The sequence below is a fragment of the Clostridium chrysemydis genome, assembly GCF_015234215.1.
Classification (GTDB): Bacteria; Bacillota; Clostridia; order Clostridiales; family Clostridiaceae; genus Clostridium; species Clostridium chrysemydis.
On the sequence record NZ_JADEKP010000011.1, the window covers coordinates 1 to 14,915 of the forward strand.

The 14,915-nt window shown below is 25.8% G+C and carries 11 protein-coding genes, 1 tRNA gene, 1 rRNA gene and 1 CRISPR repeat array; all 13 genes read left to right on the plus strand.

Annotated features, from left to right (window positions below; genetic code table 11):
* Positions 1-126, plus strand: a 23S ribosomal RNA gene (locus tag INR60_RS15745); the annotation flags it as partial.
* Positions 127-187: 61 nt separating this feature from the next.
* Positions 188-262 (plus strand) — tRNA-Asn (locus tag INR60_RS15750).
* Between the two features lie 179 nt (positions 263-441).
* The gene (locus tag INR60_RS15755; RefSeq protein WP_194192453.1) at positions 442-1,389 is read left to right on the plus strand and encodes a polysaccharide deacetylase family protein; all 948 of its coding nucleotides are present in this window, start codon (positions 442-444) and stop codon (positions 1,387-1,389) included.
* Between the two features lie 264 nt (positions 1,390-1,653).
* The gene (gene cas6, locus INR60_RS15760) at positions 1,654-2,349 is read left to right on the plus strand and encodes a CRISPR-associated endoribonuclease Cas6 (protein WP_194192454.1); all 696 of its coding nucleotides are present in this window, start codon (positions 1,654-1,656) and stop codon (positions 2,347-2,349) included.
* Between the two features lie 63 nt (positions 2,350-2,412).
* Positions 2,413-4,176 (plus strand): type I-B CRISPR-associated protein Cas8b/Csh1, encoded by a 1,764-nt coding sequence (locus INR60_RS15765; protein WP_238480466.1) that lies wholly within the window; start codon positions 2,413-2,415, stop codon positions 4,174-4,176.
* A gap of 2 nt (positions 4,177-4,178) precedes the next feature.
* The gene (locus INR60_RS15770; protein ID WP_194192455.1) at positions 4,179-5,132 is read left to right on the plus strand and encodes a type I CRISPR-associated protein Cas7; all 954 of its coding nucleotides are present in this window, start codon (positions 4,179-4,181) and stop codon (positions 5,130-5,132) included.
* 3 nt (positions 5,133-5,135) lie between these two features.
* Positions 5,136-5,921, plus strand: coding sequence for a type I-B CRISPR-associated protein Cas5b (gene cas5b, locus INR60_RS15775; protein WP_194192456.1), 786 nt, complete (start codon positions 5,136-5,138; stop codon positions 5,919-5,921).
* A 120-nt stretch (positions 5,922-6,041) separates the two neighbouring features.
* Entirely contained in the window at positions 6,042-8,720 is a 2,679-nt protein-coding gene (cas3, locus tag INR60_RS15780) for a CRISPR-associated helicase Cas3' (RefSeq protein ID WP_194192457.1), read from the plus strand.
* Between the two features lie 56 nt (positions 8,721-8,776).
* The gene (locus tag INR60_RS15785; protein ID WP_207729592.1) at positions 8,777-9,268 is read left to right on the plus strand and encodes a CRISPR-associated protein Cas4; all 492 of its coding nucleotides are present in this window, start codon (positions 8,777-8,779) and stop codon (positions 9,266-9,268) included.
* Positions 9,269-9,330: 62 nt separating this feature from the next.
* Positions 9,331-10,329 (plus strand): type I-B CRISPR-associated endonuclease Cas1b, encoded by a 999-nt coding sequence (gene cas1b / locus INR60_RS15790; protein WP_194192459.1) that lies wholly within the window; start codon positions 9,331-9,333, stop codon positions 10,327-10,329.
* A 1-nt stretch (position 10,330) separates the two neighbouring features.
* A complete protein-coding gene (gene cas2, locus INR60_RS15795) occupies positions 10,331-10,624 on the plus strand; it encodes a CRISPR-associated endonuclease Cas2 (RefSeq protein WP_194192460.1) in 294 nt (97 codons plus the stop codon).
* 181 nt (positions 10,625-10,805) lie between these two features.
* Positions 10,806-12,412: direct repeats of the CRISPR family, unit length 30 nt; unit sequence ATTGAACATTAACATAAGATGTATTTAAAT.
* A 417-nt stretch (positions 12,413-12,829) separates the two neighbouring features.
* On the plus strand, positions 12,830-13,510 hold the full coding sequence (locus INR60_RS15800; RefSeq protein ID WP_194192461.1) for a response regulator transcription factor: 681 nt from the start codon (positions 12,830-12,832) through the stop codon (positions 13,508-13,510).
* Positions 13,511-13,520: 10 nt separating this feature from the next.
* Positions 13,521-14,915 carry a HAMP domain-containing sensor histidine kinase gene (locus tag INR60_RS15805; protein ID WP_207729593.1) on the plus strand — a complete coding sequence of 465 codons (1,395 nt, stop codon included), beginning with the start codon at positions 13,521-13,523 and terminating at the stop codon, positions 14,913-14,915.

The following is a 14,915-nucleotide window of genomic DNA, read 5'->3' on the forward strand; positions in this document are numbered from 1 at the left end:
CAAGATTAGATTTCCCATAGCGTAAGCTAGTAAGACCCCTTGAAGAACACAAGGTTGATAGGTCAGGAGTGTAAGTGTGGCAACACATTCAGCTGACTGATACTAATAGGTCGAGGGCTTGACCAATATTACATATCAACTACAAATTATGTGCAATTTTCAGAGAGCATACTTTCTGAATAAATGTTCCGCGATAGCTCAATGGTGGAGCACTCGGCTGTTAACCGATAGGTTGGAGGTTCGAGTCCTCTTCGCGGAGCCATTTTTTTTATAGCTAGAAATAGCTACTTTTTTTTTGCTTTTTTTTAGGGTTAACAATTAATGACGATTTTGTAATGAATGTTTATTAGATTGTAACAATATGTCCACAAATAAATAGTATTATAGTATAGGACAATAGGTTATTAAATAAAAATTGTAATTGATAAAAGGAGAAACGAAATGAAAAAGAGGGGAAGAAGAAAAGTTAACTACAAAAGGAGACGAGCGGTAGTGTTAGTGGCTGCACTTGTTGGTATTCTTGCAATTGGGGGAATTACATATAGCGTATTAAAAGGTGATAGCGAGACTGCTAAAGCCGATACGAAAAAAGAAGAGACAAGCACTGATAAAAACGAAACTTCAACTGAAAATACAGAAGAAAAAAAATTAGATAATTCAGGATACTTACCTTTAAAAGATGATCCTAATGCTGATGATGCAATTGAAGTTGCAAATATGACTCAAGGATTAATGAAGGGACAATTACATTATCCTGTTAGAAAAGATGGTAAAAAAGTAGTGTATTTAACTTTTGATGATGGTCCATCAACTACAAATACACCTAAAATTTTAGATATATTAAAAGAAAATGATGTTAAAGCGACTTTCTTTGTAATGGGTAAAAGCTTAGAGAGTAACGGAGCGCCAGAGTTATTAAAGAGAGAAGCTGCTGAAGGACATGCTATAGCAGGTCATTCATATACTCATAACTATTCATATTTATATCCAAATAGAGTTATAAATGCAGATAGATTTATGGGTGAAGTTAATAAAGTTAACGAAAAGATGCAAAGTATTTTAGGAAAAGATTTTACTACTAGAACAGTAAGATTCCCAGGAGGATATTGGTCTTGGCAAAATAGAACACCTGTAAGAGAAAAGTTAGATAAGGGTGGATTTGCAATAGTAGATTGGAATGCCTTAAATGGAGATGCAGAAGCTAAAAGTAGAAGTGAAGCGCAATTAATTGCACAAACTAAAAAAACAGTTGAAGGATTAGGTCCAAATGCTGATAATATAGTATTTTTAATGCATGACACTTACGGAAAAGATACTACAGTTGAAGCACTTCCAGAAATAATAGAATATTTTAAATCTCAAGGTTTTGAATTTAGAACTATGAAATAGAGTTTAATGAGTTGTCTTTTAAAGGCAACTCTTTTTTTACGTGTAAAAAATTATAAAAGTAATATATTTACAAAAAAGACTATTTACAAAATATGCATAATATGAAAAAATTAAACTGTAACATGAATTATTTTCAATAGTAATTATATTGTAAAATTAATATCAACTTTGGAAGTATTTAAACATAGTAATTATATTGTATAATTGCCTTTATTGAACCCTAACATTAGATGTTTGAAAAATATTAGAGAGGAGGTGGACTATATGAAGGTTATTGAATTAAGTGTTAAAGTGTATGTTTCTAGAAATATAAAAATAGAAGAAGCACAAATAAAAATATCAGATCTTTTAAATCAAACTTTAGCTAAGAATAAGGAATATTTAGAACTACACAATAAAAATAAATTTAAAAATTATGTGTATGATTCTTTGTATCCTATTTCTAAAAACAAAGTTTACGAAAGCGACAAAATATATACTTTTAAAATTAGAAGTATAGATTCAAAACTATCAAACTATTTTTTAAAAGAGTTAGAAAATAATTATACAAATACATTGAAAGTATTGAAGGTAGATATTAAAATAATACCTAAATATCATTTGGAAAAGATTTATTCTATAACTAGTGTTATAGAGAAATATGAAAATGGTTATTGGAAGAATTTTTTTACTATTGATGAGTATATAGATAGATTGAAAATAAATTTAGTAAAAAAATATAATTCATTTACTGGTGAAAAAATTACAGAAGATTTTCAATTATTCAAATCAATAGAAATTTTAAATAAGAAACCTATAGCAGTAAAGTATAAGGAGATTACATTATTAGGAGATAAGCTAGAATTATATATTTCAGATGATGAGGTATCGCAGAAATTAGCTTATATGAGCTTAGCGACTGGAATTGGAGAGATGAATTCTTCAATTGGAGCTGGGTTTGTAAATTATAAGTTTATGTAGGCTATAAATAAGATAGAACTGTTTCTAACAAATCTTATAAAAATATTAGATAGGAGGAGAAAAATGCTTAATCAAATTATAGATAGCATCTATAAAAATTATGGTAATACGCTAGAAGATGTAATTTTAGATAACTATGTTCCAACTGACGGTACTTATATTATAGTAAAGCCAGATAAAAATAATGATTTAAAAGAATTTTATAGAACTGATATTTTGTTTGATAAAAACAAAAAGGATGTTGATAGAAGTATTGAATATTTTAAATTGATTTGCAAAATGGATTATAATAGTAGACTTGTCGACATGAATAAACCGATTGATCCTAAAAAAATAATACAAAGTAACAATTATTTGAGCTTTTTTGTCAAAAAAGAAAGTTTTAAAAATGATGATAAAACAGGGAAGTCCAAATTAAATGAAGAGCGAATAGATGCGTATTATGAGGTTCTCAAAAATCCATTTAATAAATATTCAAAGAAAAAAGCTGCTGAAATTTATAAAGAGGTTGAAAAAGATATTGGTGAAGTTGACTTAGAAAAATTATTAAAAATAAAAGAATGGATAAATAATAATATTTTTGATCTAGATTTAAACTTAAAGCAAAAAAACTACTTAAAGGTATTCTTTTTAGTTGATGAAGAAGACTTTAGAAGAGAAGGTAAACGTTATCTAGCACCTAATATTTATAATAACAATGATTATAATTTAAAAACTAAAAAAGGAATAGTAGGTCTTCCAAATGATAATATGGGCTTAAATTCTAAGAAACCATATTTAGAAAATAAAACAAGATGTGTAACGACTCCTTATTTAATAAATCAATCAAAAGTATTAAAACAGAAGAAAGTTTTTGATTACCTTTTTAATTTAGCATCAAAACGTAAATTCAATATATATTTAAATGATTTTGAAATAAAAGCTTTATCTGATGGAGAAATTTTAGCGGATGAATTTCAAGGATTTTATATAAGGCTTAAAAAAGGAAAAGAAGCTGAAATACACGATTTTGATGTAATTTCAGAGTACTCTCCATACTTAAAAAAGAAATTTAATTTTCAAAATATTTTAGATATAGAAAGTGAAATCTTATATAAAGGTAAAAAAGATAAGGATAAGTGGAAATATGAAGTAATCAAAAAGAAGAAAGAGCTTCAAGAATTAATTAATATAATATTTTTTAATAGATTGTTAATAACTAATTACTTTACAGAAGATGTTCCAATTAAAGAGGTTAATTTAAAGAGAGCCTTATTAATGTCAAGGAACCAGCTATTTAATTGGTTTCACAAGGGGGATTCTACTTGTGTTTGGCAAAGCTTAAATAAAGCTATGAGGTTATGTCTTAAAAACTCTTTGGGAAATAGATATTTTTATAAGGCAATAAATCAATTTAACTTAATATATTCTTTAAAAGAATACTTTGAAGGAGGAGAGGAAAAAATGGCTGATATTCTTATGGGAATAAGAACGGAATTAAAGGAAAAAATTTTAGAAGATAAAGAAGATTATATCAAAAATGATAGGGAATATTTTTATGCAGTTGGTCAATTAACTTCATATTTATTAGGGAAAAGTAAGGGAAAAAATAAGCCGCTATCACTAGCAAATCCTATAATAAATGCAAAAAGCGATTTAATTTTAAAGAAAAAGATTTTTCAGCTTTATATGAAATATAATTATGATTTAGATTTAGACTTAGATGCGAGATTTAAAAGACTTTATACTATGGTTTGTGGATATGAAGTTGAAGGTGATATAAAGGGGGATTTTATAACAGCTGGATATTTAAGTAAGAAAATAATATATGAGAAAAAGGAGAGTTAATTATGAATAAAAGAGTTTACGGATTAATTTGTATTTCATCAAGAATGGCAAACTGGAATGCTGATTTCACTGGGTTTCCAAAAACAACATCAGAAGGAGATATTTTTGGAAGTGATAAGGCATTAAAATACCCTATGAAAAAATCTTGGGATAATGCAGGCGATAAAGTTTTATATATTAAGTCAATGAAACTTTCAGATGGAAAAAAGGGAGAAATATTAGTAGTTCCAAAGTCCTTAAGAGAAAGATATGAGCAAATTTTTAATGTTGAGAATTTAAAAGAAGAGAAGGATGGAAAGAAAGTTTTAACTAATCTTTTTGACGCTAAGGATGTTAAAAATTTTGGAGCAACTTTTGCTGAAGAAGGAAATAATATATCAATTACTGGCGCGGTTCAAATAGGACAAGGTTTTAATATATATGGTGATGCGGAGGCTGATGAACAAAAAATCCTTTCTCCATTTAGGGATGGAAGTGAAAAAACTAATAAAAAAGGAGACAATGAGGAAGCTAAAAATTCAACATTAGGAAGTAAAATAGTAACTCAAGAGGCTCATTATTGTTATCCATTTGTTATAAATCCACTTGCATACAAAGAATTTGTTGAATTAGGAGTTACTAAAGGGTATACAGAAAAAGATTATGAAGAATTTAAGGAAGCTGCAATTTCCTCAACAACAGCTTTTGCAACAAACTCAAAGGTAGGATGTGAAAATGAACTTTCAGTTTTTATAAAAACAGATAGTACATTATACTTACCAAATTTAGATAGATACGTAAAATTTATAAAAGGGGAAGAAAAAAATACTTTTGAATTAAACTTTAAAGAGGTTATGGATGGATTAGAAGGAAGAATTGAAAGTGTAGAAATATACTATAATACTTTAACAATTAATGTGAAGGCTAATTTTGAAGGAGCTAAATATTACAATATCTTCAGTAAAAAAGAGGTGTAATAAATGAAGGCTTTAAAGTTTACATTAGAAGGTAAAACAGGTTTTTTTAAAAGACCTGATGTGAATTCTAATCTATATTTTACTTATGGGCATATACACAAGATTGCTCTTCTTGGAATATTTGGTGCAATATTAGGATATGGTGGATATAACCAAAGGAATTTAAAATATAGTAGAGAAAAAGCTTCAAAAGAACAAAAAAAACTTCCAGAGTTTTATGAAAAACTTAAAGAACTCAAGGTTTCTATAATTCCTAAAAATAAAAATGGAGTTATAGGGAAAAAAATAAATATATTTAATAATTCTGTAGGTTATGCATCTCAAGAGCAAGGTGGAAATCTTATTATTAAGGAACAGTGGCTAGAAAATCCATCATGGGATATATATGTTGTTTTAGATAGTGAAGAAGCAAATAAAATTTTAGAGGCCATACTTAATAGAAATTTCGTATATTTGCCTTACTTAGGTAAAAATGATCATATAGCAGATATATTAAATTGTGAAGTTTACCATTGCGAAGAGTGCTTAGAAGTAAATTATATAGATAGTTTCTTTACTAAAGAGAGTTATAAGTTATCTAATAAACCTATAGATGATGATTATGATGAGTTTGATGATAGTGAGGAGGAAGAAGCTATTTATAAATATGAAGAATTTCTCCCAATAGCTCTTAATGAGGAAACAACAATGTATGAAAGTAAAAGTTTGGTTTATACGAACAGTTATTTAGAAAAACAATATGATAGTTTAGTTTATAAAGTTAAAGATAAAACAATTCAGTTTATATAAGAAGATGGTTGTAGTATATTGCTTCAATAAATTTTGAAAATATAGTGCAGCCTAATTTATTATAAAGGATTTAGTAAAAGAGATTTCTAAATTAAGAATGTTCTAGAAAGGAAAAAAGTTATGTATTTAAAGTTTTTAGATTCAGTCGAGTTGAATGGATTAATTAAAGCGGGATACGAGATTTATGCTCATAAAGATTCAGAAAATATAAAAGAAAAAGAAACATTGAATATGCATATAGATCTATGTAAAAAGTATTTTAAAAGGATTTATGAGGATAAAGGATTAAATAGGATATTTTTAAATTTTGAAAGTGTATTTTTAAATAATCCTACAGAGGAAGAAAATAAATTATTTAGGAAAATGCTAGTAGGAATAATAACCTTACATGATATAGGAAAAATTAATCCGAATTTTCAAAAGAAAAAGATGGATAATGATTTAAATATTAATATGGAGCTTAATATAGATAGCAATCATTCTATATATTCAGCGATAATTTATATAGATTATTTTCTAAATGAAATTTTGAAGGTTAGGAAAAATAAAAAAACAAAAAAAGAAAATGAAGAGGCAATTTTTGCATTACTTATTTTAAATTCATATATAATATCAAAGCATCATTCTCCATTAGATGATATAAAGTTATATTCAGGAGATTTTGGAAAACTAAATGAATGCTTTGATGAAGATCAAATAAATGAAATTGAAAAAAATATTGAGTCAATTTACTTTAAACCGCTAACTTTAAATAAGAAAAAGTTAAAGTTAATATTAGAGAAGTATAAGAATTTTAATAATAGTATTTCAGAAAGCGAAAATCCAGCTAGAAATGTTATTAATATATATAGTTATGAAAGACTCATATTATCAATTTTGATAGCTTGCGATTATTATTCAACTTCAGAATATATGAGTGGAACTGAGGTAAGTGATATAGGAACTATTAAAGATATAAATAAATTTTATGATTCTTTTAAGGAAGGTGAAATATATAAATTAATAAGAGCTTATGAGAAAGAAGAGTATGGAAAGAAAAAAGATTTTTCTAAAGTTACCAATATAAATATTTTAAGAAATGAAATGTTTTTAGATGCAGAGAAGGAGCTCTTACATAATTTAGATAAAAATATATTTTACCTAGAAGCTCCAACTGGAAGTGGGAAAAGTAATGTGGCAAATAATTTAGCTCTTAAAATAATAGAAAATGACAATTCAAAAAATAAAATATTCTATGTTTATCCATTTAATACACTTATAGAACAGAATATTGAAACTTTAAATAAAATTTATAGAGAAAGTAAAGGTGCTTTTGAGGAGATTGCTGTAATAAATTCATTATTTGCTATAAAAGAAGTTAAGGGGAGTTATGAAGAAATAGATAAATATTTTGAAGATGAAAGTTATATAGATTATTCAAAATCATTATTAAATAGACAATTTCTTAATTATCCGATGATATTAACAACACATGTATCTTTATTTTCATATATGTTTGGAACAATGAAAGAAAATATATTTGCGTTCCACCAGCTGGTAAATAGTGTGATAATTCTTGATGAAATTCAAAGCTATAAAAATTCTATTTGGAGAGAAATAATAGAATTCTTAAATGGATTTTCAAATATTTTAAATATAAAAGTTATAATAATGTCTGCAACATTACCTAATTTAGGAGGATTGCTTATAGAAAACAATAGCTTTGAAAACGTAAAAAATAAAAACTCAGTCGATTTGATAAAAAATAGAGATAAGTATTTTAAAAATAATAAATTTAGAAACAGGGTTAATGTAGAGTATTCTTTGATGGACTTAGATAAGGGTGAGGTATTTAATGCTTTAATTGAAAAATTAAAAGAATATAATGGTAAAAAGAGAATAATAGAATTTATAAATAGAAAGAGTGCTTATGAGTTTTTTGCAAAACTTAAAGAACTAGAAGAATTAGAAGAGATAACATCAGAAATAAGATTATTAACAGGTGATGATAATTCTATTGAAAGAAAAAAGATAATAAATGAGATAAAAGGAGATAGTAAATTAGATAAATCACCTTTAACTGATATGATTTTAGTAGCAACTCAAGTTATAGAAGCTGGGGTAGATATAGATATGGATATTGGCTTTAAGGATTCGTCTATATTAGATAGTGAAGAACAATTTTTAGGAAGAATAAATAGATCTTGCTTAAAAGAAGACTCAATAGTTTATTTTTTTAATTTAGATAATGCAATGAGCATTTATAAAGGTGATGTTAGGAAAAATTCAAATTTAACTTTAGAAAATGAAGAGGTTAGAGAAATATTAAAAGAAAAACAGTTTAATAAATATAATAAGTTGGTTAATAAGTATCTTTTAGATAATACTAGTGGATTCAATCAAAACAATACTGAAAATTTTTTCGGAAATATTGTAGGAAATCTTAATTTTAAAGAGATTGAGGAAAAAATGAGATTAATAGATGATGATAAAAATGAAATGCAAATATTTTTAGCTTATGAAATAGAAGTTGAAAACAAAGAAACAAAAACTCTAGAAAAAATAAATGGAGAAGATGTATGGAAAGAATATAAAAGTTTGCTTTTAAACAATGATATTGATTATGCTGAAAAAATGGTCAAACTTTCAAAGATTAAAGCTAATATGAATTATTTTATTTACAGGATAAGAACAAATCAAAACTTTAATTGGAACGATAGAATTGGAGAACTTTTATGTATTTATAATGGAGAAGACTTCTTTGAAAATGGAAAGCTTAATAAAGCAATGTTTGAAAGAGATATTGGAGAGTTTCTATAATTAAGATCATGTTATATTTATATAATAATCTTTTTAAAATAAGGAAGGTGAGAGTTTTGAATGTTAATGGTACACTTATAAATTATTATTTCCATTGTAAAAGACAATGTTATTTTCATGGTAATAGATTAAATCTAGAAGATAATAGTGAAAATGTTAGCATAGGTAAAGCACTTCATGAGGAAAGAAATAAATGTAATAATACAGAAATAGAAATTGAAAATATAAAGATTGATAAACTGACAAAAGAGTATCTTATAGAGGTTAAAAAGTCTGATGCAGATGTGGAAGCTGCAAAATGGCAGTTATTATATTATCTTAAAGTATTAAAAAATAAAGGTATTCTGAGAAAAGGAAAACTAGAGTTTATAGAAAAAAATAAAACAAAGAAGAAAATTTTGCTTTTTGAATTGACTGAAGAAAACGAAAAGGAATTATGTGAAATTACAAATAATATTAAAAAGCTAATTTTACAAGATGATATACCTAAAGTATTAAATGAATCAAAATGCAAAAAATGCGCTTACTATGAGTATTGTTATATTTGAAATTCAGGTTTTATTTTAAGCAATTAAATTTAAGAAAAAAATTTCGAGAGGGGTAATTAAATATGGCAAAAACTAAGTATATAAATTCTATGGGAGAACTTACAAGAAAGGATAATTCACTATGCTTTAGAAAAAATGGAAGAAATATTTATATACCAGTAGAAGGAGTTAATGAGATATACTGTTTAAATGAAATTAGTATAAATACTAAGCTATTAGATTTTATAGGTAGAAATAATATAATTATACATTTTTTTAATTACTTTGAGGGGTATAGCGGTACTTTTTATCCTAAAGATAAATATAATAGTGGAAAATTAATTGTAAAACAAGTTAAAGCATTTGAAGAAAATAGAATAAATATAGCAAAGAGTATAGTAAGTGGTATAGGCAGAAATATATATGAAGTACTGTACCATTATTACAAGCATGATAAAAAGGAAGTAAAAGGAACTATAGATTGGATAAAAAAAGAATTTTACTCTAGGGTAGATGAGGCAACAAATATTAAAGAAGTAATGGCAGTTGAAGGTGAGGTATGGCAAAGATTTTATTCTGAGTTTAAGGTTATATTACCAGAGGAGTTTATGATGAATAAAAGGTGCAAAAGACCTCCTGATAATCCAATAAATGCATTAATATCCTTTGGAAATTCTCTTTTATATACAAAAACAATTGCGACTATTTATAAAACACATTTAGACCAACGGATAAGTTTTTTGCATGAGCCTTCAGAAGGCAGGTTTTCGTTAAGCTTAGATATTAGTGAGGTTTTTAAACCTGTAATTGTTTATAAAACTATTTTTGAATTAGTTAATAGAAAAATATTAAAAGTAGAAAAACATTTTGATAAAAAAGTAAATTACTGTCTTTTAAATGAAGAGGGAAGAAATATATTTATAAAAGCGTTTGAAGAAAAATTAGATTCAGTATTTGTACAACCTAAATTAAAAAGAAGAATAACTTATAAAACAGCTATGAAATTAGATTGCTATAAGCTTATTAAATTTATTATGGAAGATAAAGAATTTATACCTTTCAGTTTAAAGGAGAAATGCTAATATGGGAAAAAAGAATATGAATTTTAACTATGCTTTTGTATTTTATGATGTGAATGAAAAAAGAGTAAATAAAGTTTTTAAGGTCTGTAAGAAGTACTTATCTCATTTTCAAAAATCAGTTTTTAGAGGAGAAATAACACCATCGAATCTTATTAATTTAAGAAAGGATTTAAATAAAGTAATAGAGAAAGATGAGGATTTTATATGTATAGTTAAGCTATTAAATGAAAATAGTTTTGGAGAGGAAGTGTTAGGAATAGACGAAATAGTAAATGGAGAAAATTTAATAATTTAATGTTGTTTTACCAATGATATTAATGAATGGATATGTCGTAACCATTTAAACGAGAGGGGTTAGAGAGTAATGTATATTTTACTTTTAAATTCAATGAAACATTGGTAAAATTATAGTATAAATATTGAAAAGACAGAAGTCTAGCTGTTGTTTATAATTCTAAAATGACTATTTTGCAACGATTGAACATTAACATAAGATGTATTTAAATGATTTAAATTATTAGTTTACAATAGCAAAAAATTACATTGAACATTAACATAAGATGTATTTAAATTCGAAAGGGGGTGAGGTAGATGGAAATTGATATCAATTGAACATTAACATAAGATGTATTTAAATTAGTATGCGGTAATGAAACTATTTCCTCTTTCTCTTATTGAACATTAACATAAGATGTATTTAAATCGATAATCATTTTCTATATCAAATTTTAAAGTAGAGATTGAACATTAACATAAGATGTATTTAAATTGTATTGTAGCCCTATCTCCCTAAAATCTGTTATCATTGAACATTAACATAAGATGTATTTAAATCTAGCTTCTTCTATTGCATATCCTAATTTAGAGTAAATTGAACATTAACATAAGATGTATTTAAATTTGCAAAAACATTACCAAACCAAAAAACACCACGTAATTGAACATTAACATAAGATGTATTTAAATATTTGATAGTTTGCTATAACGTTTCTACCCCACTTTATTGAACATTAACATAAGATGTATTTAAATAGACTTTTTTTTTACGTCATTAATGGGGTGTTAATGATTGAACATTAACATAAGATGTATTTAAATCCATAATAATAGAACTTACGCATAGTTTGAAACTCTATTGAACATTAACATAAGATGTATTTAAATACAAATCTTCTTAGCAGTACTTCGTTATCAGTAGATTGAACATTAACATAAGATGTATTTAAATTTATCTATTGAATTAATTTGACCGATAAATTCTTTTATTGAACATTAACATAAGATGTATTTAAATTGTACTACCAGTACACCACTTGGTTGTGTTACTGGATTGAACATTAACATAAGATGTATTTAAATTGGAACAAACGGTGTACATGGTAAAAATGGAAAGAAATTGAACATTAACATAAGATGTATTTAAATAGGTAATAAAGTTGTAAGTCTTAATATGAAAAAAATATTGAACATTAACATAAGATGTATTTAAATTTTGATTTTATGAAGGATTTAATAAGTATCGTAAGATTGAACATTAACATAAGATGTATTTAAATTAAATTTAATATAGACCAACATGATATAGATGAAATATTGAACATTAACATAAGATGTATTTAAATGAAAGAGTTGCTCCAACTTTTGAGGTGGAATTTCCATTGAACATTAACATAAGATGTATTTAAATATTAGAACAGGTTTATTAAAAGACAGTATAGGTAAAATTGAACATTAACATAAGATGTATTTAAATTTGTCATACTTTAATCTTTTTAGAATTTCAATTGAATTGAACATTAACATAAGATGTATTTAAATAAGTATGCATTGAGTGAAGAAGAAATTGATAGAGTTATTGAACATTAACATAAGATGTATTTAAATGATGATTATGATTCATTTTGCCAAATAGATTTTGAAGATTGAACATTAACATAAGATGTATTTAAATTATTGCAGGGCATAAAGATAACAGAACAGGTAAGAGATTGAACATTAACATAAGATGTATTTAAATTAGTTAAAATCTTCTTTCCATTATCATTATTCTTTTATTGAACATTAACATAAGATGTATTTAAATGATGAAAATTCTTTAGATTTAAACTGTGTAGGTTTAATTAAATATTAATAGTTTAAACTATTCTGTAGGTACCATTATTAGAATTGCAAAGATACTAACGTCAAAAAGATAATAAAGCAGAAGCAACAAGATAGATTATATAATGATATTAAAAAGGTTGATGGTTTAATAATTAAGTCATTAACCTTTTTTACATTTAAGTAGTTATAAAATAAATAATATAAAGTTAAAATTAGCAATGTAATTAAATAATAGATTATAAATAAATACAAAATAAAATTTATATATAATTTTAATATATATGAAACCTATTTAATGGATTTTAACGATAAGATATAATTATAATGTAGTATAAGATATAGAATTTTTAATATTTGAATTTAAATAGAGATATATTATAAATGAGGAGTGAATTAAATGGCAAAAATACTTTTAGTAGAAGATGAAGTTAGCATAAGAGGATTTTTAAAGATAAATTTAACGAGAAATGATTTAGAAGTTATAGAAGCAAGTAACGGTGAAGATGGCATTTCTAAAGCTATGATTGAAAAACCAGACGTAGCTATATTAGATGTTATGCTTCCTGGTATAGATGGGTTTCAAGTATGTAGCAAACTAAGAGCTGAATATCCAGATATGGGGATAATAATGTTAACAGCTAAGGGTCAAGATATGGATAAAATTATGGGACTTGAATATGGTGCAGATGATTATATAATTAAACCATTTAACCCTCTTGAAGTAGTTCTTAGAGTTAAAGCTTTACTTAGAAGGGTTACATCTGATAAAAAGAAAGAAGATATATTAAAGCACGGTCCTTTTATATTAGATTTATATTCTCAAAAGATAACTAAAAATGAATTAGAATTAGATTTAACTCCTAAAGAGTATCTAATTATGAAAACATTTATAGAAAATCCTAATAAGGCTTTTACTAGAGATGATTTATTAAATAGTGTTTGGGGCTATAATTATTTTGGGGACCCTAAAATAATAGATGTTAATATAAGAAGACTTAGAGCTAAAATAGAAGATGATGCTTCAAACCCTAGATTTATTGAGACTGTTTGGGGAATAGGATATAGATGGAAGGAATAAAGATTTTATTATGAGCATAAAGAGAAAACTTATTAGAAACTTTATGATAGTAATATTATCAAGTATTGTTATATTAGACTTATTATTAATATTTTTTGTTAGAGGATATTATTATGACAACACAGAAAATATGTTAACTAACCAAATAGATATAGCAACTAATTTTTATGATAAATATTATTCTCATACTTCACTTATCAGGAATGTGTACGACAACGTTGATGCATTTTGGAATCAAACTACAGCAGAAGTACAATTATATGATGATAAAGGTAAACTTATAATGGACTCAATTGGTGTAAGTCCTAGTAATGATTCTGAAGTTAAAGGACAAATAGATAGAGCATTAAAAGGCGAAAGTAGTAAATGGGTTGGAAATGTAGGGTATTATTCTCATAAGGTTATGGCAGTTTCAAAGCCGATAGCGGTAAATGGAAAAACAGTAGGAGTAATAAGATTTGTTACTTCATTAAAAGAGATCGATGACTCTATACTTGCAATAATATCATTTTTTATAGGAATATCATTTGTAGTATCTATAATTGCAATAATCCTAAGTTTAGTTATGGCTAAAAATATAGTAGACCCTATCTTAAAACTTAAAGATACAGCTGAAAAGATGGCAGACGGCGATTTAGATCAAAGGTGTAATATAAAAACTAAAGACGAAATAGGGCAACTTGCATTAACTTTAGACTATATGGCAGGTGAACTGAAAGAAAGAGAGAAACTTAAAAATGACTTTATATCATCAGTTTCTCACGAACTTAGGACACCACTTACATCTATAAAGGGTTGGACTATAACATTAAATGATGAAAATACAGACAAAGAAACCTTAAAGCTTGGTTTTGATATAATTGAAAAAGAATCAGATAGATTGTCAGGTTTAGTAGAGGAATTACTAGATTTCTCACGTCTTGTAAATAACAACATAACTTTAAGAAAGCAAGATGTTTCTATAGAGGCATTTTCAAATTATATTTTAAACTATATGCTTCCAAGGTCTGAGAGAGAAAATATAAAATTAACCGTAAAAAATAATACTAAAAATTTAGTATTTCCTTTAGATGTTAATAGATTTAAGCAAGTTATGATAAATATTTTAGATAACTCATTTAAATTTACTCAAGAAGAAGGAAATATAACAGTTAACTTTAGTGAAGATGAAAATAACTTAATAGTTAGCGTAAAAGACGACGGGTGTGGAATTCCTAAAGATGAACTTGAAAGAGTTTTAGAGAAATTCTTTAAAGGTAGTAATGCAAACTCAAACACAGGTATAGGGCTATCAATAGCAGATGAAATTGTTAGATTACATGGGGGAGTTCTTGAAATATTTAGTGAATTATATAAAGGAACTGAAATAATTATATCTATACCTAAAGAAAGGGAGGAATTTTAA

Excerpts from the sequence above, each read along its gene's own strand:
- cas3 (WP_194192457.1), top strand. The coding sequence starts at position 6,042 with ATGTATTTAAAGTTTTTAGATTCAGTCGAGTTGAATGGATTAATTAAA.
- INR60_RS15765 (WP_238480466.1), top strand. The coding sequence starts at position 2,413 with ATGCTTAATCAAATTATAGATAGCATCTATAAAAATTATGGTAATACG.
- cas2 (WP_194192460.1), top strand. The coding sequence starts at position 10,331 with ATGGGAAAAAAGAATATGAATTTTAACTATGCTTTTGTATTTTATGAT.
- cas1b (WP_194192459.1), top strand. The coding sequence starts at position 9,331 with ATGGCAAAAACTAAGTATATAAATTCTATGGGAGAACTTACAAGAAAG.
- INR60_RS15805 (WP_207729593.1), top strand. The coding sequence starts at position 13,521 with ATGAGCATAAAGAGAAAACTTATTAGAAACTTTATGATAGTAATATTA.
- INR60_RS15800 (WP_194192461.1), top strand. The coding sequence starts at position 12,830 with ATGGCAAAAATACTTTTAGTAGAAGATGAAGTTAGCATAAGAGGATTT.
- INR60_RS15770 (WP_194192455.1), top strand. The coding sequence starts at position 4,179 with ATGAATAAAAGAGTTTACGGATTAATTTGTATTTCATCAAGAATGGCA.
- cas6 (WP_194192454.1), top strand. The coding sequence starts at position 1,654 with ATGAAGGTTATTGAATTAAGTGTTAAAGTGTATGTTTCTAGAAATATA.
- INR60_RS15755 (WP_194192453.1), top strand. The coding sequence starts at position 442 with ATGAAAAAGAGGGGAAGAAGAAAAGTTAACTACAAAAGGAGACGAGCG.
- cas5b (WP_194192456.1), top strand. The coding sequence starts at position 5,136 with ATGAAGGCTTTAAAGTTTACATTAGAAGGTAAAACAGGTTTTTTTAAA.